We start from the raw sequence: 24,604 nt of genomic DNA on the forward strand, positions 1-24,604 counted from the left end.
GCCAAATTTGGTCAAACCATATCAGCCCGTTTAGATATAGCAAAAGCCCGGAAAACCTTGATTTTCCGGGCTTTTTGAACCATTTTGATATTGTCTGAGCAGTCGATTATCGCTTGCTGAACTGCGGAGCGCGACGAGCTGCTTTGAGACCGTACTTCTTACGTTCCTTCATACGCGGATCGCGGGTCAGGAAGCCTGCAGCCTTCAGAGCTGCGCGGTACTGGTCGGAATCAGCCTGCAGCAGAGCACGAGCGATGCCGTGACGGATTGCGCCAGCCTGGCCGGTGAAGCCGCCGCCGGTTACGGTGCACTCTACGTCGAACTTGCCCTCGGTGCCGGTTACTTCGAACGGCTGACGGCAAACCATCTTCAGGGTCTCGAGACCGAAGTAGTTGTCGATGGTGCGGTTGTTGATCTTGATCTCACCGGTGCCGCCCGGGAAAAGACGAACGCGGGCAACAGAGGACTTTCTTCTGCCGGTGCCATAGAAATATGCCTTCTTAGGTGTATACATCAGTTAATCCTCCCTTACTTTTCCCAGTTCTCGGGCTTCTGAGCCTGATGATTGTGGTTCTCGCCAGCAAATACCTTCAGACGGGTAGCGGACTGACGGCCGATGGAATTCTTCGGCAGCATGCCCTTAACTGCGAGCTGCATAGCGAACTCCGGCTTCTCAGCCATCAGGGTCTTGTACTGAACTTCCTTCAGACCGCCGACCCAGCCGGTGTGATGACGATAGTACTTCTGGGTGAGCTTCTTACCGGTCAGAACCGCCTTGTCAGCGTTGACGATGATTACGAAATCGCCGCAGTCAACATGGGGAGTGAACGTGGTCTTGTGCTTGCCGCGAAGCAGCATTGCAGCGGTTGCAGCAGTACGGCCCAGCGGCTTGCCAGCTGCGTCCAGTACATACCACTTACGCTCGACATTTTCTGCCTTAGCCATAAAAGTAGACATGGTTTTTTCCTCCGTTTATATATATCAAAAATACTTTGACAACTGATTGATCGCTCGAAACGAGCATATTTATTAAAACACATCATTTTGCGCAAGTCAAGCGAAATTTTGAAAAAATATCTTCAATCCAATACATTCTCTTGTTTTCTCTTTTAATCTCTCTCATGCTCCCGAATGCTCACTTTGCATTTCACTTTTTGCATTTGCGATTTTTGATGTTTTCTGATAAATTTTAATATGTACGATCAAAAAGGAGACTGTTATGCAGAAAATGCTTTCCTATGTCCGCCGTGCGGTGGACCATTACCATATGATAGATGAGGGCGACAGGATTGCGGTCGGTGTTTCCGGCGGCAAGGACTCGCTCGCGCTGCTCGTCGCACTCAGTCAGCTGAGCCGCTTTTATCCGCACCATTTTACCGTCGTGGCTATTACATTGGAGATGGGCTATGATGAGATGGACTTCTCCCCTGTACAGACGCTGTGCGACAAGCTGGGCGTCGAGTACATCCGCGTCCCCACCCAGATTGGCCCTATCGTGTTTGATATCCGCCACGAGGAAAACCCCTGCTCGCTCTGTGCCAAACTGCGCCGCGGCGCTCTGCACGATGCCGCCCGCAAGGCAGGCTGCAGCAAGGTTGCGCTCGGCCATCACTTTGACGATGTAGTCGAGACCTACATGCTTTCCCTATTTTATGAAGGCCGCATTTCGTGCTTTTCGCCGGTAACCTACCTCGACCGCGCCGACATCACGCTCATTCGTCCGCTGCTGTATGTGCCGGAGCATTATGTGCGCTCGTTCGCCAAACGGCATGAGCTGCCGATCGTGCACAATCCGTGTCCGGCGGACGGCAACACCAAGCGACAGGAGATCAAGGATTTGCTGAAAAGTCTCGAAAAGACCATGCCCGGTGTACGCGAGCGCATTTTCGGCGCCATGCAGCGCTACCCGCTCGAGGGCTGGGAACCCGACAAGACCCGCCGCGATTACAAATGATCTGTTCCCTTTATAAAAAGAAAGGAGATGAGAACCATGATCCAGATTGGCTTCTGCGACGACGATCCCGGCGTGCTCGATGAACTGCACGAGCTGCTCGGCAGCTACCGTGCAGAACACAACGCCGATATTGCCCCGACGGCCTTCCAAAGCCCGTTCGAGCTGCTGGCGTCCATCGAAAAGGGCGCACGCTTTGATATTCTGCTGCTCGATGTACTCATGCCCGGTGAAAACGGCATCGAAGCCGCCCGTGAGATCCGTCAGTACGACTCCAACGTGAAGATCATCTTTCTCACCTCATCCGCAGAGTTTGCCGTGCAGTCGTATACGGTGGGCGCGTATTTCTATCAGCTCAAGCCGATCTGGCCGGAGAGCTTCTTCCGGCTGATGGATTCGGTCATTGCCGCCTGCTCGCGCGAGAGCAGCGCCAGCCTGATCCTGCGCTGCAAAACCGGCATCACACGCGTTGAACTGGACAAGCTGGAATACTGCGAGGTCATCCGCCGTTCCCTGCTGCTGCACAAGACGGACGGCACCGTGCTCGAAGCCGCCGGCAGCATGGACAGCCTGTGCGAAAGCCTTGCCGAACACAGGAATTTTCTGCGCATTCACCGCTCCTACCTTGTAAATTTAGAGCATATCCAGACGATCACGCCGAAAACGCTCGTCATGTCCAGCCGAGCCGAGCTGCCCATTCCGCGCGGACGCTACAACGACATCAAGGACGCGTACCTTGAACACGCCTTCCAGAAAGAACAGGTGTTCCTGACATGATTGCACTCGCCGTTGACCTTTGCAACTCCGTTGCCGTTACGCTGTTCGGCATCGCGCTCTCTGCGGCATTCTGCAATATCCACTGGACGCCCAAGGCGAAAAAGCGCATGCTGCTGTACACGCTGATGATCTTCTGCCTGTCCGGCATCGCCTACCTCGGTGTGGACCCGGGCTTCGGACGCTATCTGTATCCGCTGCACACCCACCTGCCGCTTGTGCTTGCGCTGTGCTCGCTCAGTCACGAACGCCTGTGGCCGGTGATTTCCGTGCTGACGGCGTACCTGTGCTGTCAGCTGCGGCGCTGGCTGGCGCTGATCGCGGTCGCCATCTTCTCCGGCGGAGACACCATGCAGTACGCTGTGGAAATGATCGTCACCGTGCCGCTGCTCATTCTGCTGCTCAAGGCCGCACCTGCCATCCGGTCGGTGTCGCAGTATTCGCGGGCGGTGCAGTGTCAGTTCGGCATTGTGCCCGCGGTGTATTATGCGTTTGACTATGCCACCCGCGTTTACACCGACCTGCTGTTCTCCGGTTCGGCCGTAGTCGTGGAGTTCATGCCGTTCGTGTGCAGTGCGGCGTACCTGCTGTTCCTGATTCACATTTCCAAAGAGCAGCACGCACGGCTGCGTTTGGAGGAGCTGAAAAGCAATCTTGACCTGCAGGTGCATCAGGCCGTCCGTGAGATTGAAGCACTGCGTATCTCTCAGCAGAAAACCCGCGCCTACCGGCATGATCTGCGGCATCATCTGCAGTACATCACCGCCTGCATCGAGAATGAGCAGTATGAGCAGGCACTGCAGTACATTCACTCCATCAGCGAGGAAATCGAAGCCAGCCGCGTGACCGTTTACTGCGAAAACGAGGCCGCAAACCTGATTCTCTCATCGTTTGCCGACCGCGCCAAGGCGCAGGGCATCCCGCTTGCGGTGCATGCCGTGCTGCCCAATCAGCTGCCGCTTGCCGAGAGCGACCTGTGCGTGCTGCTCTCCAACGCGCTTGAGAATGCGATTCACGCATGCAGCGAGCGCGCGGACGGCATTCCCGGACACATCGAGGTGCAGACATACGAAAAAGCCGGAAAGTTCTTCCTGCAGGTTGTCAACGACTGCACGCAGCCGGTGCAGTTCAGCCACGGCATGCCGGTCTCCGACCGCGCCGGACACGGCATCGGCGTGCACAGTATTTGCAGCATCGTCGAGCGATACGGCGGTGTATACAGCTTTTCGGTCAGGAATCAGCAGTTTATCCTGCGAATTTCACTTTAAAAGGCTGTCGCGAAACTACAGTTTCGCCGACAAGCAGGAACGGACCGCAGGCCGTTCCAAAGTCGTCCGAAAGTTCCTATGCAGAAACTTTCTCCCTCTATAAGTATAAAAACCGTGATACATGCTCCCGGTTTTTATGAATTTGCAAAGCAAATTCTATTTTACGCGCGCTATCGCGCGAAACTGCAAATCATAAAACCCTTTAGACTAAAAAACGCTCTGTTTTCACAGAGCGTTTTCTTATTGTCGTATTATCTCTTATTGGAGCGCTTCCAGATACGCATCTTCTCCGCTTCCTGAATCAGCTGCTCGCGGAAATCCGGATGCGCAACCGAGATCAGAGCCTCTGCACGCTGCCATGCAGTCAGACCCTTGAGGTTTACCTTGCCGTACTCAGTGACAAACCAGTGCGCACACGGACGGGCATCGGTAACGACCGAGCCATTCTCGAGCGTCGGACGAATACGGCTCTCGAGCGTGCCGTCCTTCTTCTTAAAGGTGGACGAGCAGCAGATGAAGCTCTTGCCGCCCTTGGACAGATACGCGCCCAGAACGAAGTCCAGCTGGCCGCCTGCACCGGAAATCTGCTTGATACCGGCACTTTCTGCGTTCATCTGACCGAACAGATCCACATCCACGATATTGTTGATGGAAATGAAGTTGTCGATCTGTGCGATGGTGCGCGCATCGTTAGTATAGGATACCGGTGCAGACATGCACTCCGGATTATCATTTACAAAATCGTACAGCTTCTGGGTGCCTGCGCCGAACGCGAACACCTGACGGCCGCGGTCGATGGCCTTCTTCGAGCCGTTGATCTTGCCTGCACGGGAGATGTCAACGAATGCGTCCACGTACATCTCGGTATGAACGCCGAGGTCCTTCAGGTCGGACTCCGCGATCATCGAGCCTACGGTATTCGGCATGCCGCCGATGCCCAGCTGCAGGCACGCGCCGTTCGGGATTTCCTCCACGATCAGCTTTGCAACCGCCTTATCAACCTCGGTCGGCTCGCCGCCTGCGCCCATCTGCGGCATTTCGGTGTCGCTCTCAACGATCATATCCACCTGCGAAATGTGGATGGCATCCTCAAAGCCGCCGAGGCAGCGCGGCATATACTTGTTGACCTCAACGATGATAACATCGGATACATCGCAGATGGCTTTCAGATGCGAAGCTTGCGGGCCGAAACTGAACCAGCCGTGTGCGTCCATCGGTGCCACCTGAATCATGGCTACATTGACATGACGGACGTTCTCGCGGTACCAGCGCGGCATCTCGGAGTAGCGCAGTGCGCTGTAAAAGCCGAAGCCCTCCATGCATGCCTTGCGCTCAATGCCGGACATGTGCCACGAGTTCCAGGTGATCTTGTCGGCTGCATTCGGAATATCGAATACCGCCGGTCGGCGCATGAGTACGCCGCCGCGGAAGTTTACGTCCTCCAGCTCGCCCATGCGGGCAGCAAGTGCCTTGTCCAGTGCAACAGGCGTACCCGTACACCAGCCGTAGTCTACCCAGTCACCCGATTTAACAACCTTAACGGCTTCATCCGCCGTTGTCAGCTTCTGCTGATACAGTGCAGTATAATCCACGCTGATTCCCTCCGTCTTACTTGTTCTTCATTGTTTATTCTTTAACAATCATGCTTACTTATGATTATAATCTCTTTTGGGGTACAGGTCAACACAGGTTCGCAAAAAAGAGTGAGAATCCATTCAAACCGCTTCCCGCCCTCTTTTCCTTATATTTCACCCTGTTATTTTAGATTTTGCACAAAATACCGCCCGGTTATCCTTCAAAAATACTGAAAATCCGCATGAAAATCAGGGGTTGATTTTCTGCGCTAAAGTGTTATAATAGTAAACAAGATATGAACTGAATTACAGGAGGTTTTCTAAAAATGAAGACGAAGAAACTTCTTGCACTGCTGATGGCAGGCGCAATGAGTGTATCCATGCTGTCCGGCTGCGGCGGCTCTGCTGCCAAGACCGACGACTCGAGCGCCGATGCGGCTGACACCTCAGCTTCCGCTGAGAGCGATATCGATTATGTAAAGAGCAACGGCAAGCTGGTCATCGGCATCACGGATTTCGCACCGATGGATTATAAGGAAGACGGCTCGGACGAATGGGTCGGCTTTGACGCGGACATGGCAAAGGCTTTCGCTGAGAGCCTGGGCGTAGAAGCTGAGTTCATCGAGATCAACTGGGACAACAAGATCATGGAGCTGGATTCCAAGGGCGTTGACGCCGTTTGGAACGGCATGACCCTGACCGATGAGGTCAAGACCTCCATGAACTGCTCCGACCCGTATGCAACCAACGCACAGGTAGTTGTTGTTCCGTCCGACAAGGCCGACGCTGCCAAGGACATCGACTCTATCAAGGATATGACCTTCGCGGTTGAGTCCGGCTCCGCCGGTGAGGCTGCTGCACAGGCTGCCGGTCTGAATGCAACCGCAGTTCAGTCTCAGGCTGACGCACTGATGGAGGTTGCCGCAGGTACCTCGGATGCCTGCGTGATCGACCTGCTGATGGCAGGCGCTATGATCGGCGAGGGCACCAGCTACCCGAACCTGACCTACACCGTAAACCTCAACGAGGCCAACGGTGAGGAGGACGAGAACTACGTTGTAGGCTTCCGCAAGGGTTCTGACCTGACCGAAGCATTCAACAACTTCTACAAGGGCGCCTACAAGGACGGCGTTATTCTTTCCTTCGCTCAGAAGTACGGCGTACAGGAAGCAATCGTAGATCCGGAGGCTTAATCTCCCATCCCCCCAGTTCAATAAAGGCAGAAGGCGGACTACCGTCTTCTGCCTTATGTGTCACAGGAAATAAAGTAAAAAAAGAGGTAAAGAGGAAACGACATGTTTGCCAATGTAACACTCAGCCTGATGGGCGGCTTTGTTACCACCGTACAGCTTTTCTGCCTGACGCTGGTATTCGCTCTGCCGCTCGGCCTGCTTATCAGCTTCGGCTCGATGAGCCGCATTACACCGCTGCGCGCACTCATCAAAATCATCGTCTGGATCGTCCGCGGCACGCCGCTTATGCTCCAGATCATCATTATCTACTATGGCCCTGCTCTGGTGTGGGGAATCAAGCTGCCGCGCTTCACCGCTGCGCTGGTGGCGTTTGTCATCAACTACGCCTGCTACTTCTCGGAAATCTTCCGCGGCGGCATTCAGGGTATCCCGAGCGGTCAGTATGAGGCCGGTCAGGTGCTCGGCATGACCAAGAGCCAGATTTTCTTCAAGGTAACGCTGCTGCAGGTCATCAAGCGCGTTATCCCGCCGATGGGCAACGAGTTCATCAACCTTGTGAAAGATACCGCACTGGCGCGTACCATCGCGGTATACGAGGTGCTGTGGATGGGCGAAAAGTTCATCAAGAGCGCCGGTATCATCTGGCCGCTGTTCTACACCGCCGTATTCTACCTGCTGTTCAACGGTATTCTGACCCTGCTGTTCGGCTGGATCGAAAAGAAAATGGATTATTTTAAATAAGGAGGAGCCGTTATGCCTATTCTGGAGGTACAGCACCTTTATAAGAACTTCGGCTCTACCAAGGTGCTTAAAGACATCAGTTTTACATTGGAGCGCGGCAAGGCGCTTGCCATCATCGGCTCGTCCGGCTCGGGCAAGACCACGCTGCTGCGCTGCCTGAATTTTCTCGAAACCCCGAATGAGGGTAAGATCATCGTAAACGGCGAGACACTGCTCGCCGCTGCCGACCACGCCGCCAAGAGCGATGCGCAGATCCGCAAGAACCGTCTGCACTTCGGCATGGTGTTCCAGTCGTTCAATCTGTTCCCGCAGTACACCGCACTGGAAAATGTCATGCTCGCTCCCCTGCTGCAGGCCAAGGAACGCCCGGACTACAAGCAGAAAAAACGCGAGATCCACGAGCAGATCGAGCACCGCGCCATCGAGCTGCTCGAGATGATGAGCCTCGAGGGCCGCATGAGCCACTATCCGCACCAGTTGTCCGGCGGTCAGCAGCAGCGTGTAGCCATTGCGCGTGCGCTCGCACTCAAGCCGGATATCCTGTGCTTCGACGAGCCGACCTCGGCGCTCGACCCCGAGCTGACCGGTGAGGTACTGCGCGTTATCCGCTCGCTGGCCGATCAGCACACCACCATGATCATTGTCACCCACGAGATGGCGTTTGCCCGCGATGTGGCCGATCATGTTGTGTTCATGGACGGCGGCACCATCGTTGAGGAGGGCACGCCGACAGAGGTATTTGAAAATACACATAATGAGCGAACCAAGGCATTTTTGAGCCGTTTTTCGCAAAACAGCTAAAGAACGGAAAATTATACAAAAACTTTTCGGTACTTTTCACCATTACCCCATTTACAAATCGCAATAAATACGTTAAAATAGTCCCGTAATAAGATTGCGGGACTTTTTATTGTCTTTTTGTACAGGTTTAGTTGGTCAATTTTTGATGAAATTATTGTTTGTTTGTGTTGAAGTTTTGGCGCAAATTTGCTACAATAAGAACACAGGAAAAAACCACCCTGTAAAATCATGTAATAAAAAGCCGCACGGCCTTTTATAAAATTTTTGATTGGAGATGTTTCTACTATGGCTATGGATGCTTTCAGCGCCTCCCTGATGAAGGACAAGAGAGAGATCGTCATTGCCCCGACTATTTACAAGTTTGACACCTTTGGTGCTTTCGCTGAGGAGTTCAAGCTGGGCGAGCGCGACGTCGTTCTGACCAACGAATTCATCTACAAGCCCTTCATGGAAGAGCTTGGCCTCAAGAGCAAGTTCGTATTCCAGGAGAAGTTCGGCGCAGGCGAGCCTTCCGAGGCTATGATCGAGACCATGTACGAGGCTATTCCGTACGATTCCTACGACCGCGTAATCGCAGTAGGCGGCGGTGCTATCATGGACCTTTGCAAGTTGCTCGGCTGCAAGCGCCCGACCTCCGTACATGAGCTGTACTTCAAGCGCGAGCCTGTTGTACATGAGAAGGAAGTTATCGCTATCCCGACCACCTGCGGTACCGGTTCTGAGGTTACCAACATTTCTGTTGCTATCGTTAAGGACGAGAAGGACGGCAAGCTGACCGGCGGCGATACCAAGCTCGGCCTGGTTTCCGACGACATCATCCCGAATAAGGTTTGCCTGGTTCCGGATCTGCTTAAGACCCTGCCGTACAAGCCGTTCGCAGCATCCGCTATCGATGCTCTGATCCACGCTACCGAGTCTTTCCTGTCCCCGCACCGCAAGACCGTTACCTCCGAGATGTTCTCCGTTAAGGCTATGGAGATGATCCTCGAGGGCTTCCGCCGCATCGCTCTGGAAGGCCCGGACGCTCGTATGGATTACCTCGGCGAGTTCGTTCACGCTTCCCTGTTCGCAGGCATCGCATTCCTGAAGGCCGGCTGTGCAACCGTACACGGCATGTCCTTCCCGCTCGGCGGCACCTACCACGTTCCGCACGGCGAGTCCAACTACGCTCTGTTCGGCAAGATCCTCGAGATGTACGACGAGTACGAGCCGGCTGGCGAGCTGGGCAAGTTCAAGGAAATCGTTGCTCGCTGCCTGGGCTGCACCAAGGACGACGCTCTGCGCACCCTGAACGTAACCCTGGAGAAGGTTCTGCACCTGAAGCCGCTGCATGAGTACGGCTTCAAGGAAGAGGACGTTAAGGCATTTGCACTGTCTGTTGATGCAAACCAGCAGCGTCTGATCACCAACTCTTACCGTCCGTGGAGCATCGAGCTCAGCGAGCGCGTATACAAAGAGTGCTTCTAATTTCCGCATGTAACGCCTGAATAGGGCGGGGAGTCCCGTCTCCCCGCCCTATTTTCTTTATTCATGTTATGTGTACCAAATTGTAATGAGAAAGGATACTTGATCACTTATGATGACCAAAGACCAGTACATTGAGTCCCTGCGCAAGCTGAACCTCAACCTGTATATGTTCGGCAAGAAGGTAGAGAATCCGGTTGACGACCCGGTTATCCGTCCTTCCCTGAACTCCTTCGCCGCTACCTACGAGCTGGCTGAGGACCCGCAGTATCAGGATCTGATGACTGCTACCTCCCACATCTCCGGCAAGAAGATCAACCGCTTCACCCACATGCATCAGTCCACCGACGACCTGATCAAGAAGGTTAAGATGCAGCGTCTGCTCGGTCAGAAGACCGCAGCCTGCTTCCAGCGCTGCGTAGGCATGGACGCTATGAACGCTGTATTCTCCTCCACCTACGAGATCGACGAGGCTTGCGGCACCAAGTACCACGAGAACTTCCTCAAGTTCCTGACCCGCGTACAGGATGAGGACCTCGCAGTTGACGGCGCTATGACCGACGTTAAGGGCGACCGTTCCCTCGCTCCGTCCAAGCAGGCTGATCCAGATCTGTTCCTGCACGTTGTAGAGCGCACCGCTGACGGCGTTTACGTTACCGGCGCGAAGGCTCACCAGACCGGCTTCGTAAACTCTCACGAGGTTCTGGTAATGCCGACCATCTCCATGCGCGAGGGCGACGAGGACTACGCGATCTCCTTCGCAGTTCCGACCGATTCCAAGGGCATCACCCTGATCTACGGCCGTCAGTCCTGCGACACCCGCAAGATGGAAGAGTACAACGACATCGACGTTGGTAACAAGGTATACGGCGGCCACGAAGTTCTCGTTATCTTCGACCGCGTATTCGTTCCGAACGACCGCATCTTCCTCAACGGCGAAGTTAAGTTTGCCGGCATGATCGTAGAGCGTTTCGCAGGCTATCACCGTCAGTCTTACGGCGGCTGCAAGGTCGGCGTAGGCGACGTTCTGATCGGCGCTACCGCTCTGGCTGGCGATATGGCTGGCTCCTCCAAGGCTTCCCACGTTAAGGACAAGCTGATCGAGATGACCCACCTGAACGAGACCCTGTACTGCTGCGGTATCGCTTGCTCCTCTCAGGGCACCAAGACCAAGGCAGGCAACTATCTGATCGACCTGCTGCTGGCTAACGTCTGCAAGCAGAACGTTACCCGCTTCCCGTACGAGATCGCTCGTCTGGCACAGGATCTGGCAGGCGGCCTGATGGTAACCCAGCCGTCCGAGGCTGATTACCGCAACCCGGAGCTCAAGCCGTACATCGAGAAGTACCTCAAGGGCGTTGCTTCCGTTCCGACTGAGGACCGTATGCGTCTGCTGCGCCTGATCGAGAACATGACCATGGGTACTGCAGCTGTCGGCTATCTGCCGGAGTCCATGCACGGTGCAGGCTCGCCGCAGGCTCAGCGCATCATGATTGCCCGTCAGTCCAACCTTGAAATGAAGAAGGAACTGGCAAAGAAGATTGCTCGCATCAAGTAATCTCTGAGCAAACTATAGGCACTCATGGAGCACCCGTGAGTGCCTGTGTTTGTGTTATTACCCATTGTTTCCCTATGGTAACATTCGGAAATGCTACATAGAAAGGGGTTGTGCGCCTTGCTTCGCTGCACAGTAAAATTCTGCGGCGGCTGCAATCCGCGCTATGAGCGCGGCGATGCCTACAAGGCGATTTGCGCTGCCCTTCTGGATACCGCCTCATTCTCCTATCCGGAGGACGGTGTTCCATATGACGTACTGCTGATCCTGCGCGGCTGCACCGGCTGTCCGTATCTCTATGAGGAGATCGAAGCCGCGCACCGTGTTGTTGTTGCCGCGGCGGATGAGATTCCGCAGGCGATAGATAGAATCAGGTCTTTCACGTCGCAGGCGTGACCACTGTAAAACCGGTCGCACTATTATCAGGAGGATTGATAAACATGAAGAAAGTAAGCATCATCACCGCGGAGGAAGCTGCTCTGAAGGTTCAGGACGGCGATACCATTGCTACCGGCGGTTTCGTATCCTGTGCTTGCCCGGAGACCCTGTCCAAGGCTCTCGAGAAGCGTTTTCTTGAGACCGGCCACCCGCAGAACCTGACCCTGTTCTTTGCAGCCGGTCAGGGCCACCGCGATGGCACCGGCGGTGACCATTACGGCCATGAAGGCATGGTTAAGCGCGTTATCGGCGGCCACTGGGACCGTGCTCCGAAGCTCGGCGAGCTGGCTCTGAACAACAAGATCGAGGCTTACAACCTGCCGCAGGGCGTTATCTCGCACATGTACCGCGATATCGCTGCTCACAACATCGGCACCATCACTCACGTTGGCCTGAAGACCTTCGCTGACCCGCGCAACGGCGGCGGCAAGCTGAACGACGTTACCAAGGAAGATCTGGTAAAGATCGTTAACATCGAGGGTCAGGAGCGCCTGCTGTACAAGGGCTTCCCGATCAACGTTGTATTCCTGCGTGCTTCCTACTGCGATGAGTACGGCAACTGCACCGTACATCGTGAGATCGGTCCTCTGGACGTAACTGCTATGGCTCAGGCCTGCAAGAACTCCGGCGGCAAGGTAATCGTTCAGGTTGAGAAGATCGTTCAGGGCGGTTCTCTGGACCCGAAGCTGGTTGCTATCCCGGGCATCTATGTTGACTCTGTTGTAGTCGGCACCGAGGAGGAGAACATGCAGTGCCTCGGCATGCCGTACGACGGCGCGCTGACCGGCGAGTTCCGCATCCCGGTTGACGCTATCCCGCCGATCCCGATGGACGCTAAGAAGATCATCGCCCGCCGCGCTGCTATGGAGCTGCCGCAGGACGCTATCGTAAACCTCGGCACCGGCGCACCGGAGAAGATCGCTAACGTAGCTGCTGAAGAAGGCATCTCCGACAAGATGACCCTGACCGTTGAGGCAGGCTCCATCGCAGGTGTACCGTACGGCGGCACCCAGTTCGGCGCTGCTGCTAACGCACAGTGCATCATCCCGCACAACGTACAGTTCGACTTCTATCAGGGCGGCGGCCTTGACGTTGCATTCCTCGGCCTGGCTGAGACTGCTCCGAACGGCGACCTGAACGTATCCAAGTTCGGCACCCGTCTGGCAGGTGCAGGCGGCTTCATCGACATCACCCAGAACGCCAAGAAGGTTGTTTACTGCGGCACCTTCACTGCAAAGGGCCTCAAGACTGAGTGCAAGGACGGCAAGCTCGTTATCACCCAGTAAGGCGCTAAGAAGAAGTTCGTTAAGCAGGTTGAGCACATCACCTTCTCCGGCGATTACGCTAACGAGGTACATCAGCCGGTTCTGTACATCACCGAGCGCTGCGTATTTGAGCTGCGTCCGGAAGGCGTTACCCTGACCGAGATCGCTCCGGGCATCGACCTGCAGACCCAGATCCTCGACCAGATGGACTTCGTTCCGAAGATGGCTGACGAGATCAAGACCATGGACGCTCGCATCTTCCGTGACGAGCTGATGGGTCTGGCTAACGACTAATCAATTCTATTTGTGCAGATTACGCAAACGGGAACTGGACTTTTCATATAATTTTACAGAATCGACCAATTCCCCTTGCATTCTGCAGAATAGTTTGATAAAATATTAACGAACTCAAAAATCGAGTTTCCATCACCATGCGGCGGCATAGTTTTTTCGCCGCATCAGTAGAAAAGGAGAAACAGCTAAATGAACGTTTACATCTGTTCCGCTGCCCGTACTGCAATCGGCACTTACGGCGGCACCCTCCGCGATGTACACTCCTCCGAGCTTGGCACCGCTGCTGCAAAGGCAGCTATCGAGCGTGCAGGCGTTGACAAGGAAGCAATCGACGAGGTTCTGTTCGGTCAGGTACTGCAGGGCGGCGTAGGCCAGAACGTAGCACGTCAGGTTTGCCTGAAGTCCGGTCTGCCGATCACCACCCCGGCTATGACCCTGAACAAGGTTTGCGCTTCCTCCATGCGTGCCATCTCCCTCGGCACCCAGATCATCCGTTCCGGCGAGAACAAGATGATGCTGGTAGGCGGCTGCGAGTCTATGTCCGGTGCTCCGTACATCTCCCGCGATACCCGCTGGGGTGCTCGCATGGGCGACAAGAAGCTGGTCGATATGATGGTATACGACGGCGTATTTGATGTATTCAACCAGTACCACATGGGCATCACTGCAGAAAACGTAGCTGAAAAGTACGGCATCACCCGCGAAATGCAGGACGAGATCGCTCTCGCTTCCCAGCAGAAGGCAGCTGCTGCCATCGCTAATGGCCGCTTCAAGGACGAGATCGTTCCGATCGAAGTTAAGAAGAAGAAGGAAACCGTTATCTTTGATACCGACGAGCATGTAAAGCCGAACACCACTCTGGAGATCCTCGGCAAGCTGCGCCCGGCATTCAAGAAGGACGGCGGCACCGTAACCGCAGGCAACGCTTCCGGCATCAACGATGCAGGCGCTGCAATGATCATCGCTTCCGAGGAGTTCGTTAAGGCAAACGGCCTCAAGCCGCTGGCTAAGGTTCGTGCCTGGGGCTCTGTAGGCTGCGATCCGTCCATCATGGGCGTAGGCCCGATCGAGTCCACCCGTCAGGCTCTGTCCCGCGCAGGTCTGACCGTTGCTGACCTCGACCTGATCGAGTCCAACGAGGCATTTGCTGCACAGGCTGCTGCTGTTAACCGTGAGCTTGGCTTTGATATGGACAAGGTTAACGTAAACGGCGGCGCAATCGCTCTGGGTCACCCGATCGGTGCAGCCGGCTGCCGCATCACCACCACCCTGATCTACGAAATGATCAAGCGCGACCTGACCATTGGTCTGGCTACCATGTGCATCGGCGGCGGTATGGGCGAAGCTATCATCGTTGAGCGCGACGAGCTCTGCAAGTAAGTCTTGCTATAGGGGGCTTCAAAAGCCCCCTATATACCAAAATCAGTTCCGTAGAAACTGATTTTGGATACCCGAACGACGCCGCCCTGGGCGGCTGGGTCGGGGTGTAAAAACCCACGCGCATGTCGCGGGTTTTTACGAACAGAAGCTCGCTTCTGTTCTATTTTGACTGCAAACATCCTTTGGATGTTTGGTAATCTCCGAACGGAGATTGCTTTTGAGCGTTTTACGCTCATAGCACATATTCTGAAAGGAAGTCTTAAAAATGACTGACGTAGTAATCGAAAAAAAGGGTCATGTTGCGATCGTTAAGATCGAGCACATGAAGGCTATGAACGCTCTGTCCACCGACATGTACGCACAGCTGGAAGAGGCATTCGACGAGCTGGCTAAGGATCTGGACAACGTTTATGCAGTAGTTCTGACCGGTTCTTCCACCGTTAACAAGAAGGGCAAGACCGTTAACTCCTTCGTTGCAGGCGCTGACATCTCCGAGATGGCTACCAAGACCTGTGCAGAGGGCAAGCTGTTCGGCAACGAGTCCAACCGCGTTTGCTGGAAGATCGAGAACTTCAAGCGTCCGGTTATCGCTGCCATCAACGGCTTCTGCCTCGGCGGCGGCTGCGAGCTGGCTATGTCCTGCGACATCCGTCTCGCTTCCGAGAACGCTTCCTTCGGTCAGCCTGAAGTTGGTCTGGGCATCACCCCGGGCTGCGGCGGCACCCAGCGTCTGGCTCGCTTCGTAGGCGCAGGCAAGGCTAAGGAAATGCTGTACACCGCACGCGCTAACTACACCGCTCAGGACGCTCTGGACATGGGCCTGGTTAACTACGTATATCCGCTGGAGAACCTGCTCGACGAGGCTGTAAAGCTGGCCGAGGAGATCGCTGCTCAGGCTCCGATCGCTGTTTCCCTGGTTAAGGAAGCTGTAAATGTTGGCATGCAGACCGACCTGAACTCCGCTCTGAAGTTCGAGGGCAACTGCTTCGCACAGTGCTTCGCTACCGAGGATCAGAAGTACGGCATGGCTTACTTCCTGGACAAGAACCGCGACAAGCCGGCTAAGGAATTCAAGAATAAGTAAGCATTGAGACAGTCGGACCGCACAATTCAAAACCAGATTGTGCGGTTTTGACTAATCAATATTCGCAATACCTGTTCATCCATCCGCAAAGAGTGAGAGAGAGGTTAATTTAGCATGAAAGTTTGTGTATTCGGCGCTGGCAACATGGGCGCACGCATCACTGAGGTATTTCTGAACGCAGGTCATGACGTTACCATGATCGACATCAAGCCGGAGTTCACCGAGCGCGGCAAGACCGTTATCACACACGATTACGAGTTTCTTGTAAGCAAGGGCAAGATGACTGCAGAGCGCAAGGACGAGCTGCTCGCTTCCCTCAAGACCTCGGTTGACCGCAAGGACGCTGCCGATGCTGACTTCATCATGGAAGTTATTCTGGAGCGCATGGATCTGAAGAAGGACCTGCTGGAGGATCTGGACAAGATCTGCCCCGCTCACACCATCTTCGCTTCCAACACTTCCGGTCTGTCCATCACCGAGATGGCTGCCTGCATCCCGCACCGTTCGGATAAGTTCATCGGCTGCCACTTCTTCAACCCGGCTCAGATCATGAAGCTGGTTGAGGTTACCCGCGCGATCCAGACTTCGGACGAAACCTTCCAGACCGCATTTGACCTGATGGCATCCCTGGGCAAGACCCCGGTTGCCGTTAAGGAAGGTCCTGGTTTCGTTGTAAACCGCATCCTGATCCCGATGATGAACGAGGCAATGGGTATCGTTGCTGACGGCATCGCTTCCCCTGCTGATGTCGACGTTGCCATGCAGCTTGGCGCAGGCATGAAGTCCGGCCCGCTGCACACCGCTGACCTTGTTGGCCACGACGTAAACCTCGCAATCATGGAGACGCTGTACCGCGAGACCGGCGACCCGAAGTACCGTCCGCATCCGCTGATGCGTCAGATGGTTCGTGCCGGCTGGCTGGGCGTTAAGACCGGCAAGGGCTTCTTCGACTATGATGGTCCTTTCGGCAAGGAGATCGTGAAGAAGTAATCGCTTTACAATATAAAAAGCATCTGTGCTTCGGCATAGATGCTTTTTTATATTCTCAGTCTGTAAATTTTTTCACACATTGCACAAATATTGCAAGTAATGTTTATTTAATTCGCTAATTTTTGACATAAGCTATGGTAATTTTTTAACATACACGATATAATATTAACTGTATGGGAAATATAATCTAACCAATGCTGCAGAGGCGGTAAATGCTGCCAAATCGCCGCACAATGCCGCAAGAACAGCATATCTGGTTCGGTTCAAACCAAGGTGCCCGCTGTACACGCTGATCGTGTACAGACTGGTTTCCGAGGCTCCCAACATCACTGCGGCCACGCGTCCGGCATAGCTGTCCGGTCCGCAGCGTCGTATAATTTCACTGCCCATTGCCAGTCCCCCTCCTCCGCTGATCGGCTTCAGCAGGGTCAGGGCTGTGCATTCTTTCGGTATGCCCAGTATACGCAGTGCGGGCGCGAGCACGCTTGCCGCAATATCAACGGCACCTGAGGCGCGCAGCATGAACACGACTGTCAGCATCCCGACCATAACAGGCAGTATCTGCACCGCGGTTTTCAAACCGACGGCTGCACCGCGCAGAAAAGTTGGAAATACGTCCACGCCTTTGCACAGCGCATACAGGCTGATTCCTGCCAAAAGTGCCGGAATGAGCGCGTTCTGCAAAATCTGCAATCATCTCCCTCCTTGTATTATTTCCCTTGCTTGGAAATTTTTTGATGATTGTTTGCTTATTCGACAGATTTCTTGCTTTTCATGTGTGATAATACTACTTGTAAGGCGCACTTACCTGTCCCGCTATTCCCCATCCGGAAAAAATGGACGCAGCAGTTTACTGCTGAGCAGCACCGCCGCAACGGAAGCCGCAGAAGCTCCCCACACCGGCAGCATAATATCAAATGGCGCGTGTGCTCCGCAAGCCGCACGAACCGCCGCCACCGTAGACGGAATCAGCTGAATTGAGGTTGCGTTCAGCACGATCAGCGTCAGCACGGTATCCGGCGCTCCGCTCCGCCCTGCAAGAACATACAGCCGCTCTGACGCACGCAATCCCAACGGCGTTGCCGCGTTGGATAACCCCAGCAAATTTGCCGTTACATTGGCGCTTACTGCTTCCATCGCCTGCTTATCCTGCGATGCGCTTCCGAACAAGGGACGCAGAACAGGTGCCATCAGACGGGACAGCCGCTCTGCCAGTCCGGAAGCCTGCAGCAGCTCCATCACACCGCTCCAGAAGCACATCAGCCCGGTGATGCTGATCGCCAGCGTGATCGCTTCCGAAGCCCCTGTGGGTACCGCTGCCGTAACCTCTGCCAGCCTGCCCGTGACCGCACCGCATAGCAGCGCCATACAAAGGAACACCGTCCAGATAACGGACAGCATATCGTGTTCCCCCCTTCCGTCCAACATCCCAAGTGAGTGGGATTTGGTAATACATTTTTTATGATAAAGAAATGGAGTGTGTTGAAAATGAAATCCACCGGTATTGTTCGTAAGGTTGATGAACTTGGTCGTATCGTGCTCCCGATTGAGCTGCGCCGCACTATGGGCATCGAAGTAAAGGACGCTCTGGAAATCTACGTTGACGGCGATCATATCGTCCTCAAGAAGTATGAGCCGTCCTGCGTATTCTGCGGTAACGCAAAGGACATTATCCACTTCAAGGGTAAGAATGTCTGCAGCGATTGCGCGCATGAGCTCGGCCTGCTTTAAGCCTTTACACAGCAACACTGTCACGCTGCTTCTGTTTGCCGACTTTCCGCTTGGAAAGTCGGTTTTTTTATTTTTCACCGCGTCGCTGCGCCGCTTCGGCGCGGTATTTCGCCTGTGTGGCTCTGCCGCCGCGTATGTGCCGCTCCTGCTTGTTCACCTGCAGAACGGTCTGTACGCGTTCATACAGCTCGGTATTCAGCTTTTGCAGGCGCGTTGTGATATCCTTATGTACGGTTGACTTGGATATTCCGAACCGTGCCGCAGTCTGCCGCACGGTAGCCTTCTGCTCGATCATGTACTGTGCGAGACGGATCGTGCGCTCCTCCGGTAAGCCCTTCACCGCTGTTTCCCTCCTGCCTGATGAGGTTTCATCTGTGACAGTGTATGTGGGTTCGGGGACGGTTAGAACGCATTTGTATCCGTTTGAGGGCAAAAGAAAACGCGCTGCTTACTGCAGCGCGTCAGTCTGTCAAAAAAGTATTATTTTAATTTTTACGCTTCGTGCGGTAGCACGCATAAAATAGAATTTGCGAAGCAAATTCATAATTCCCGGGGGCGTGTACCTCGGGAATTATACAAGGGACGAAAAATTGTGCCCGCAAGGAGCGGTCCAATAAAACAGTATAATAATGTTTTCGGGAAGCGGCATGAGTAATCATGCCGCTTTTCCGTTCATAACGTCATAGAGTAAATTGGCGGGGAGTATGCCGATATAGTTGTAGCTGATCGTCACATCCTGCACTCGGTGTCCGCTGGACTTGTCCGGTGCATGAACATATACGGCATTGACCATATCGTTCAGAATTGTGGGGGTCAGCTTCTCCAAGTACAGGTATTTTTTTGCCTGTCGAATAAACCTATCAACATTCTCCGCTTGATCTTCTTGATTCTGTATTTCGTTTTCAAGCATTTCAATCTTGACTCTCAGGTCTGCCTGCTCCTGCTCATAATCATCAGCTAACATCTGAAAACGAGCTTCGGACAGTTTCCCGTTGACCATGTCCTCATAAATACGCTTGAACAATCTGTCCAATTCAGCCAGACGGTTTTCGGATTTCTGCAGGATTCGCTTCTTGGCAGAAAGTTCTTTCTTTGCTTCCTCGCTTCTCTTTGCACCCAACGCTCTGCGGAACGTATCTTCATAATCGGCAACACACCGTATCACCAACCTCATGTGTTGGAGTGTACCTTCTTCCAGCACCACGGCTCGGATGAAGTGAGTGTCGCAGACCTCCTTGCCCTTTTTACGAGAAGTGGAGCACACGAAGTGATCTTGTCTGGTTTCAAAACTGTTGCTGGTGCAGTAGTACAATTTCTCACCACAATCGGCACAGCGAACGAGACCGGAGAACATATTGGTCTTGCCTGTTCTGGCGGGTCTGCGTTTGTTCTTGCGAAGTTCCTGCACACGAGCGAAGGTTTCTTCGTCAATAATGGCTTCATGGGTATTCTCGAAAATCTTCCATTGATCGGGAGGGTTTTCGAGTTTCTTTTTGCTCTTGTACGATTGCTTGCGGGTTTTGAAGTTAACCATATGACCAAGGTATTCCCGCTTTTCCAGTATGCCGGTGATGGTGCGTGGTGCCCAATCGTAAGGGTTATCAGGTGTCTTTGCAGGAGCATTTCGTCCCATCTTCATCCAATGAACTGTCGGACAATCCACTTTTGCCTCTTTCAGCTTCTTGGCGATCTGAGAGGGACCGAAGCCCTCCATGCACCAAGCGAAGATCTGACGGACAACGGCTGCGGCTTCATCATCCACAATCCAATGTCTCTTTGGATTGTCGGGGTCTTTCATGTAGCCGTAGGGCGGGTTAGTAGTCAAATACTCACCAGATTCACCTTTCTGCTTCATAACCGCTTTGACTTTTTTACTGCTGTCCTTGACATAGAACTCATTGATGATATTCAAGAACGGAGTAAAATCGTTGTCCTGCTGATTGGCGCTGTCCACACCGCTGTTTACGGCGATGAAACGGACATCATGTTCTGGAAAAAGCATTTCCGTGTAAAGACCGACTTCCAGATAGTTTCTTCCGATACGGCTCATATCCTTTGCAATGATAACGCCGATCTTGTCGTCCTTTACCAGTTCAATCATGCGGTTCCAATCTGGGCGGTTGAAGTTAGCACCGGAGTAACCATCGTCCACGAAAAACTGGATGTTTCGGAAACCTTGTTCTTTTGCGTATTTCTTGAGAATCGCCTTTTGATTGACAATGCTGTTGCTCTCTCCTGTGAGTTCATCATCACGACTCAATCTACAGTAGATAGCAGTAATTTTGTCAGACTGCCTATTCATATCTTGTTCCTCCTTAATCGGCGGGCAGTCTGCCAATACAGGATTGCTTGTATATATCATATCACACATTCGTGAATAAATCCACCCTTTCATTAGAATATTTTTTGAGCATTTTAAATTTTCTTTTGCCATGTGGTCGAGTAACTTACTGGAAAGACTTCTTGTACCGTCGTAACTTCCGCTGAAACGGTAAGTAGTCTGACCGGAGCGGATGGTCATGGTGATCTTCGGCAACTCTGCCGCACAGTAATTACGAACGGTAAGATGCCCATCCTTGTTAAACAAGCGGTTCTCGCTCTGCTCACGGGATGTATGCTCCATTTTGAAATAGGGATCGGGATCGGAGAAGTGCGTACAAAGTGCATCATCCTGCGGTGCGGGCAAGGATGCCAGCCACTCGTTCAGTTCTTCGGGTGTCATGTCAATTGCCTTCTTATTTTTGTTCATATAAAAATCCTTTCTTTGCTTTGCTCGTGGTGAGTGGACAAAACGTCCACTCACCAGATAGGAATGGAATCGAAGGGAAAGAATTATCTTTTCTGTTCCTTCTTGTGTTCAATCTTTCTGCCAAGGGTCTGCTCCAAATTATGACGAATGGCATCAAGACGCTGTGTTTCTTCCTTAGCGGTCTGGTACTGGTTGTAAAGCTCGTTTTTCTCTTTGATAAGCTGCTCCACTTCCGTCTGCAACGCCTTGTGGCTCGGTAGCTTCTTCAAGCCTTTGGAATCAAAGTAGCGTTTGGCAGCGTGCAGAATGATGAAGTCGCTGTCATGCTCGTCACGATATTTCTGACGAGCTTTTTCATTCTTGCAGGCTTTCAGTTCGTCGATTACATATCGAGTCTTGTGATAGTTCAGCACATAATTACGGAACTCTTTCTTTTCTGCGATTGCGGCTTCCACAGATTTCATCTCTGTGCGAATATCACTCAGCTTCTCATGGGCGACATCGCAAGCAGCAGCCAATGCTTCGGGAGAATCAAATCCCATTTCCTTGTACAACAGATAGGCTCGGCTTGCGTTTTTGAGATTGTGTTTCTTTGCCCAATGCTCATAACCCTTACCTTTTTCCTTGGCGACATCCATATCCACCATACGGCTTACAGAGTTTTGCTGTTTGATAAAATCTTGCATGGTCGGTGCAGAATGAATGGGAGGCGTTTTCGTTCTGACCTGTTTTGCATTTCTGTCAAAGACGGCGAGCACAGTAGCTTTATCAAAATCGTCGCCCAGCTTTCGTGCCGTGATAGGCTTTGTGCGGTCTGGTGTGAGGTAGGACAATCTCCCTCGGCTTTCCTTGACGGTGATGCCACGGCGGAGAAGTTTTTCTGCAAAGTCCTCAAAGCTGACAGCATCGGAGAGTGCCATGCGGATTTCTTCACGGAGCTTGTCCTTGTCGGTTTCAAACTTTGTCGGTTTGACCGGCAAGCCTTGTTCGACAAGGACAGCGTTTTCTTCATCCAGTGCAAGTTGTCCTTTCTTCTTCGCCCAATACTCACGCTCGGTCACTCTTGTCTTACTTCCATTCAGCAGATCAATCTGATACAGACCTGCATCGTGGCACATCTCCATGACCTCAGAACGGAAGTATTCCATAGCTGCGTTGGTGCATCGGTGCTTCATGCCCGGTTGGGTGTCGCACGGTCTATCCATATACGGCATGAATGGAACTTCCATAATTCGCAGAGAATTGATAACGATGTGTACATGAACATTGCCGCTGCCGTTGTGCCCGTCGGGGTGTGTACAGACGATGGCTTGATGACCGGGAAAGTGTTTCTTGCAGAATTTCTCTCCAAGACTCTGTGCCAGATCTACGGTCAACCCGTGATCGGGAACATCCTTGGGATCAAAGCTGATGATATAGTGATGACTTTTGACATCTTCCCGTTTTTGATTTTTGCCATAGCGGAGGTTGGCTCTCAAACAGGCAATCGCAAAATCTTCGTCACCGCAGTTCAATGTAGAAATGCGGTAATTCTGTCTTGGGATAAGTCTGCCGTTTTCGTCCAGGGTGGGCTTCATGGTAAACTCGTCATGCTCAAAAGTGAGATAGGATTCAGCAGCAGAGTAGTTGGCATTTTTAGAGCTTATATGCTTGAACGTTGCCAACAGCATCACCTACCTTTTTCATCACTTCAAATTTCAGCGTGGCAAGATCAGCGGCAGCATCTTGCAGTTCTTTCGCCATAGCGGGATAGGGACTTCGCCATTCGTTGAGGTGTCGGGCAATCTGATTTAAGTTGTTACCGATCCTGCCGTATTCAGCGGTCAGTTTACCAATGGCTGCGAGCAGATCGTCGCTGACCAGAGTTGCCAAGATGGTCGGTTTGATGGTTGCGCCAGAAATCGCTTCACGGATAAACTCCGATTGATTCATGTCGTAAATCTCCAAGCGACGGAGAAGGTCGGCGTGTTCTTCATCGTCCAGACGGGTTTTTACGATGTGTGTACGTTTCGGTGTGTTGTAAGTTTTGGTCATTCGGTTCCTCCTTCATTTGTGAAAATGGTGATCGGCGGATGCCGTTGCTTCTGCCAAAGCAGAACAGATGCAGGGTTTGGGGGAAGGCACTCCCCAACAAGATTCCATGAAGGGCAAAATGAGCGATAGGCGAAATTTGGACCCATGGTAGAATCTTGCTCTACGCTACCCGGCCTTTTCGTTTTCACTGATTTTTCAAGTTCACGCATTTGGCGCTGAATCGTGTTTTGGAAAAATGACAAAACAAAAAGAGCCGATTACACAAAACATCAGAAATCGGCGGGAGCATCGCTCTCGCTTCAAAGTGATGTTCTATGTAATCGGCTCTGAAAAATCAAAGTCGGGTTCTGCTTCGTACAGCTCCTGCCAACAGAACCAAAGGCTTAGTGGAGCAGTTCGGCACTTCCGGTGTACCGATACCGTGTCGGATGAACCGACTAATTATGTCTCAATATGGTCGAACATTTATATTCAGTTGTTATGTATGGGTGGATATATTTTCGACGGCATTATTATACAAGAATGGACTACTTCCTGTCAATGTTGCAAATGTAAATTATATAAGAACAGAAAAATGGAAAATTGGTTTCAATAAATTGGATAGGAGTTGTTTTGTAATCACAGTATCAGCTGAGCAGTTACTCACTGCTCAGCTGATTGTTATTGAATAATTCCTCTTGCCTTCAAGATTTCAAAGTTTATTGCATCTTCTATGTCGTTCTTTAACATACGCATATTGGGATAGGCACCTTCTTTAATAACCCTTTCAAACAACGATAACACTGAATTGTTTTCGATAAGTGCTTTATCCTCGGCATCTACCTGTGCCATTAACCCTGCATAACATTTTCTCGCAATTTTCAATTTATCATCTACGCTAATCGGATTAAAAATAACAACTTTAGAAAATCTCGAATAGATTGGCGTCCCCAGATATTTTTCCGCTTCTTCTTCAGTCCTGTAATTCGTAGTGCAAATAATAATGCACTTGGAAACATCCACAGAATAGTTTGCATCGACAAACGTACCTTCATCGAACATTTGGTAAAACGCATTGTAGAACGAAGGAGATACCTTATCAAATTCGTCCAGCAGAATAACATTAGAATTGCGTCTAATCAATTCACGAGCCAAGCTATCCTCACCATGGTCGGCACCAAAAATGTACTGATAAGCACTGTTAGTCTGCTGCATCGAAAACTGGATCCTAACCATATCCGTGCCTAAACAGGAACTAATATATTTTGCTGTCTCCGTTTTCCCGATACCAGAATCACCCAAAAACAGAAGCGTAACTGGCCTTTTACGTTCGCTATTT

23 protein-coding genes and 1 pseudogene are annotated in these 24,604 nt (G+C 52.4%); 14 read left to right on the forward strand and 10 right to left on the reverse strand.

Going from position 1 to position 24,604, the window contains the following annotated elements; genetic code table 11:
* Positions 1 to 106: 106 nt before the first annotated feature.
* Both rpsI and rplM read right to left on the reverse strand, forming a co-directional pair.
* A complete protein-coding gene (gene rpsI / locus ACWVX6_RS09025) occupies positions 107 to 514 on the reverse strand; it encodes a 30S ribosomal protein S9 (protein ID WP_110437409.1) in 408 nt (135 codons plus the stop codon).
* Between the two features lie 14 nt (positions 515 to 528).
* Positions 529 to 957: a 50S ribosomal protein L13 gene (gene rplM / locus ACWVX6_RS09030; protein WP_116704844.1), complete on the reverse strand. Its 429-nt coding sequence runs from the start codon at positions 955 to 957 to the stop codon at positions 529 to 531.
* 262 nt (positions 958 to 1,219) lie between these two features.
* On the opposite strand from rplM, the gene ACWVX6_RS09035 reads away from it, so the two are divergent.
* From ACWVX6_RS09035 to ACWVX6_RS09045, 3 genes are read left to right on the forward strand one after another with little or no spacing between them, the layout of a single operon-like run.
* Positions 1,220 to 1,954 carry a tRNA lysidine(34) synthetase gene (locus ACWVX6_RS09035; protein ID WP_110437407.1) on the forward strand — a complete coding sequence of 245 codons (735 nt, stop codon included), beginning with the start codon at positions 1,220 to 1,222 and terminating at the stop codon, positions 1,952 to 1,954.
* Positions 1,955 to 1,990: 36 nt separating this feature from the next.
* Positions 1,991 to 2,728 carry a LytR/AlgR family response regulator transcription factor gene (locus tag ACWVX6_RS09040; RefSeq protein ID WP_455152958.1) on the forward strand — a complete coding sequence of 246 codons (738 nt, stop codon included), beginning with the start codon at positions 1,991 to 1,993 and terminating at the stop codon, positions 2,726 to 2,728.
* Positions 2,725 to 3,993, forward strand: coding sequence for a sensor histidine kinase (locus ACWVX6_RS09045; protein ID WP_455152959.1), 1,269 nt, complete (start codon positions 2,725 to 2,727; stop codon positions 3,991 to 3,993). The genes ACWVX6_RS09040 and ACWVX6_RS09045 overlap by 4 nt, the downstream gene beginning before the upstream one ends.
* A gap of 251 nt (positions 3,994 to 4,244) precedes the next feature.
* Here ACWVX6_RS09045 and ACWVX6_RS09050 read toward each other — a convergent pair whose 3' ends face one another.
* Positions 4,245 to 5,585, reverse strand: coding sequence for a butyryl-CoA:acetate CoA-transferase (locus ACWVX6_RS09050; RefSeq protein ID WP_118564528.1), 1,341 nt, complete (start codon positions 5,583 to 5,585; stop codon positions 4,245 to 4,247).
* 308 nt (positions 5,586 to 5,893) lie between these two features.
* On the opposite strand from ACWVX6_RS09050, the gene ACWVX6_RS09055 reads away from it, so the two are divergent.
* The 10 genes and pseudogenes from ACWVX6_RS09055 (at position 5,894) to ACWVX6_RS09100 (ending at position 16,772) form a co-directional block, all read left to right on the forward strand.
* Positions 5,894 to 6,760 carry a transporter substrate-binding domain-containing protein gene (locus tag ACWVX6_RS09055; protein ID WP_455152960.1) on the forward strand — a complete coding sequence of 289 codons (867 nt, stop codon included), beginning with the start codon at positions 5,894 to 5,896 and terminating at the stop codon, positions 6,758 to 6,760.
* A 102-nt stretch (positions 6,761 to 6,862) separates the two neighbouring features.
* A complete protein-coding gene (locus ACWVX6_RS09060) occupies positions 6,863 to 7,501 on the forward strand; it encodes an amino acid ABC transporter permease (RefSeq protein ID WP_455152961.1) in 639 nt (212 codons plus the stop codon).
* 12 nt (positions 7,502 to 7,513) lie between these two features.
* Positions 7,514 to 8,302 (forward strand): amino acid ABC transporter ATP-binding protein, encoded by a 789-nt coding sequence (locus ACWVX6_RS09065; RefSeq protein WP_455152962.1) that lies wholly within the window; start codon positions 7,514 to 7,516, stop codon positions 8,300 to 8,302.
* Positions 8,303 to 8,587: 285 nt separating this feature from the next.
* Positions 8,588 to 9,769 carry a 4-hydroxybutyrate dehydrogenase gene (locus tag ACWVX6_RS09070; RefSeq protein WP_227109720.1) on the forward strand — a complete coding sequence of 394 codons (1,182 nt, stop codon included), beginning with the start codon at positions 8,588 to 8,590 and terminating at the stop codon, positions 9,767 to 9,769.
* A 109-nt stretch (positions 9,770 to 9,878) separates the two neighbouring features.
* Positions 9,879 to 11,324, forward strand: a complete 1,446-nt coding sequence (locus tag ACWVX6_RS09075) for a 4-hydroxyphenylacetate 3-hydroxylase family protein (protein WP_118481065.1) — start codon at positions 9,879 to 9,881, stop codon at positions 11,322 to 11,324.
* A 117-nt stretch (positions 11,325 to 11,441) separates the two neighbouring features.
* Entirely contained in the window at positions 11,442 to 11,717 is a 276-nt protein-coding gene (locus tag ACWVX6_RS09080) for a hypothetical protein (RefSeq protein WP_118730201.1), read from the forward strand.
* Between the two features lie 44 nt (positions 11,718 to 11,761).
* Positions 11,762 to 13,318, forward strand: a pseudogene (locus ACWVX6_RS09085) (acyl CoA:acetate/3-ketoacid CoA transferase).
* Between the two features lie 189 nt (positions 13,319 to 13,507).
* Positions 13,508 to 14,698, forward strand: a complete 1,191-nt coding sequence (locus ACWVX6_RS09090) for an acetyl-CoA C-acetyltransferase (RefSeq protein WP_117492167.1) — start codon at positions 13,508 to 13,510, stop codon at positions 14,696 to 14,698.
* A gap of 265 nt (positions 14,699 to 14,963) precedes the next feature.
* The gene (locus ACWVX6_RS09095) at positions 14,964 to 15,782 is read left to right on the forward strand and encodes an enoyl-CoA hydratase-related protein (protein ID WP_117492168.1); all 819 of its coding nucleotides are present in this window, start codon (positions 14,964 to 14,966) and stop codon (positions 15,780 to 15,782) included.
* A gap of 114 nt (positions 15,783 to 15,896) precedes the next feature.
* A complete protein-coding gene (locus ACWVX6_RS09100; RefSeq protein ID WP_117492169.1) occupies positions 15,897 to 16,772 on the forward strand; it encodes a 3-hydroxyacyl-CoA dehydrogenase family protein in 876 nt (291 codons plus the stop codon).
* A gap of 165 nt (positions 16,773 to 16,937) precedes the next feature.
* Here ACWVX6_RS09100 and ACWVX6_RS09105 read toward each other — a convergent pair whose 3' ends face one another.
* Positions 16,938 to 17,465: a nucleoside recognition domain-containing protein gene (locus tag ACWVX6_RS09105; RefSeq protein WP_330671942.1), complete on the reverse strand. Its 528-nt coding sequence runs from the start codon at positions 17,463 to 17,465 to the stop codon at positions 16,938 to 16,940.
* A gap of 123 nt (positions 17,466 to 17,588) precedes the next feature.
* A complete protein-coding gene (locus tag ACWVX6_RS09110; RefSeq protein ID WP_118481063.1) occupies positions 17,589 to 18,173 on the reverse strand; it encodes a nucleoside recognition domain-containing protein in 585 nt (194 codons plus the stop codon).
* Between the two features lie 87 nt (positions 18,174 to 18,260).
* Here ACWVX6_RS09110 and ACWVX6_RS09115 point away from each other — a divergent pair, with 87 nt between their 5' ends.
* Positions 18,261 to 18,503: an AbrB/MazE/SpoVT family DNA-binding domain-containing protein gene (locus ACWVX6_RS09115; protein WP_110437393.1), complete on the forward strand. Its 243-nt coding sequence runs from the start codon at positions 18,261 to 18,263 to the stop codon at positions 18,501 to 18,503.
* A 67-nt stretch (positions 18,504 to 18,570) separates the two neighbouring features.
* On the opposite strand, the gene spoIIID is transcribed toward ACWVX6_RS09115, so the two are convergent.
* The 5 genes from spoIIID to ACWVX6_RS09140 form a co-directional block, all read right to left on the reverse strand.
* The gene (gene spoIIID / locus ACWVX6_RS09120) at positions 18,571 to 18,843 is read right to left on the reverse strand and encodes a sporulation transcriptional regulator SpoIIID (protein ID WP_117492171.1); all 273 of its coding nucleotides are present in this window, start codon (positions 18,841 to 18,843) and stop codon (positions 18,571 to 18,573) included.
* Positions 18,844 to 19,158: 315 nt separating this feature from the next.
* Positions 19,159 to 21,225 carry a recombinase family protein gene (locus tag ACWVX6_RS09125; RefSeq protein ID WP_455152963.1) on the reverse strand — a complete coding sequence of 689 codons (2,067 nt, stop codon included), beginning with the start codon at positions 21,223 to 21,225 and terminating at the stop codon, positions 19,159 to 19,161.
* Between the two features lie 110 nt (positions 21,226 to 21,335).
* Positions 21,336 to 22,916: a relaxase/mobilization nuclease domain-containing protein gene (locus ACWVX6_RS09130; protein WP_455152964.1), complete on the reverse strand. Its 1,581-nt coding sequence runs from the start codon at positions 22,914 to 22,916 to the stop codon at positions 21,336 to 21,338.
* Positions 22,888 to 23,286 (reverse strand): plasmid mobilization protein, encoded by a 399-nt coding sequence (locus tag ACWVX6_RS09135; protein WP_022241051.1) that lies wholly within the window; start codon positions 23,284 to 23,286, stop codon positions 22,888 to 22,890. Before ACWVX6_RS09135 ends, ACWVX6_RS09130 begins: the two co-directional genes overlap by 29 nt.
* Before the next feature lie 660 nt (positions 23,287 to 23,946).
* Positions 23,947 to 24,604, reverse strand: a 658-nt coding sequence (locus ACWVX6_RS09140) for an AAA family ATPase (protein WP_455152965.1), incomplete at its 5' end; no start/stop codon positions are given.

It is taken from the genome of Butyricicoccus sp., from assembly GCF_977037065.1.

Excerpts from the sequence above, each read along its gene's own strand:
- rpsI (WP_110437409.1), bottom strand. The coding sequence starts at position 514 with ATGTATACACCTAAGAAGGCATATTTCTATGGCACCGGCAGAAGAAAG.
- rplM (WP_116704844.1), bottom strand. The coding sequence starts at position 957 with ATGTCTACTTTTATGGCTAAGGCAGAAAATGTCGAGCGTAAGTGGTAT.
- ACWVX6_RS09035 (WP_110437407.1), top strand. The coding sequence starts at position 1,220 with ATGCAGAAAATGCTTTCCTATGTCCGCCGTGCGGTGGACCATTACCAT.
- ACWVX6_RS09040 (WP_455152958.1), top strand. The coding sequence starts at position 1,991 with ATGATCCAGATTGGCTTCTGCGACGACGATCCCGGCGTGCTCGATGAA.
- ACWVX6_RS09045 (WP_455152959.1), top strand. The coding sequence starts at position 2,725 with ATGATTGCACTCGCCGTTGACCTTTGCAACTCCGTTGCCGTTACGCTG.
- ACWVX6_RS09055 (WP_455152960.1), top strand. The coding sequence starts at position 5,894 with ATGAAGACGAAGAAACTTCTTGCACTGCTGATGGCAGGCGCAATGAGT.
- ACWVX6_RS09060 (WP_455152961.1), top strand. The coding sequence starts at position 6,863 with ATGTTTGCCAATGTAACACTCAGCCTGATGGGCGGCTTTGTTACCACC.
- ACWVX6_RS09065 (WP_455152962.1), top strand. The coding sequence starts at position 7,514 with ATGCCTATTCTGGAGGTACAGCACCTTTATAAGAACTTCGGCTCTACC.
- ACWVX6_RS09070 (WP_227109720.1), top strand. The coding sequence starts at position 8,588 with ATGGCTATGGATGCTTTCAGCGCCTCCCTGATGAAGGACAAGAGAGAG.
- ACWVX6_RS09075 (WP_118481065.1), top strand. The coding sequence starts at position 9,879 with ATGATGACCAAAGACCAGTACATTGAGTCCCTGCGCAAGCTGAACCTC.
- ACWVX6_RS09090 (WP_117492167.1), top strand. The coding sequence starts at position 13,508 with ATGAACGTTTACATCTGTTCCGCTGCCCGTACTGCAATCGGCACTTAC.
- ACWVX6_RS09095 (WP_117492168.1), top strand. The coding sequence starts at position 14,964 with ATGACTGACGTAGTAATCGAAAAAAAGGGTCATGTTGCGATCGTTAAG.
- ACWVX6_RS09100 (WP_117492169.1), top strand. The coding sequence starts at position 15,897 with ATGAAAGTTTGTGTATTCGGCGCTGGCAACATGGGCGCACGCATCACT.
- ACWVX6_RS09110 (WP_118481063.1), bottom strand. The coding sequence starts at position 18,173 with ATGCTGTCCGTTATCTGGACGGTGTTCCTTTGTATGGCGCTGCTATGC.
- ACWVX6_RS09115 (WP_110437393.1), top strand. The coding sequence starts at position 18,261 with ATGAAATCCACCGGTATTGTTCGTAAGGTTGATGAACTTGGTCGTATC.
- ACWVX6_RS09125 (WP_455152963.1), bottom strand. The coding sequence starts at position 21,225 with ATGACACCCGAAGAACTGAACGAGTGGCTGGCATCCTTGCCCGCACCG.
- ACWVX6_RS09135 (WP_022241051.1), bottom strand. The coding sequence starts at position 23,286 with ATGACCAAAACTTACAACACACCGAAACGTACACACATCGTAAAAACC.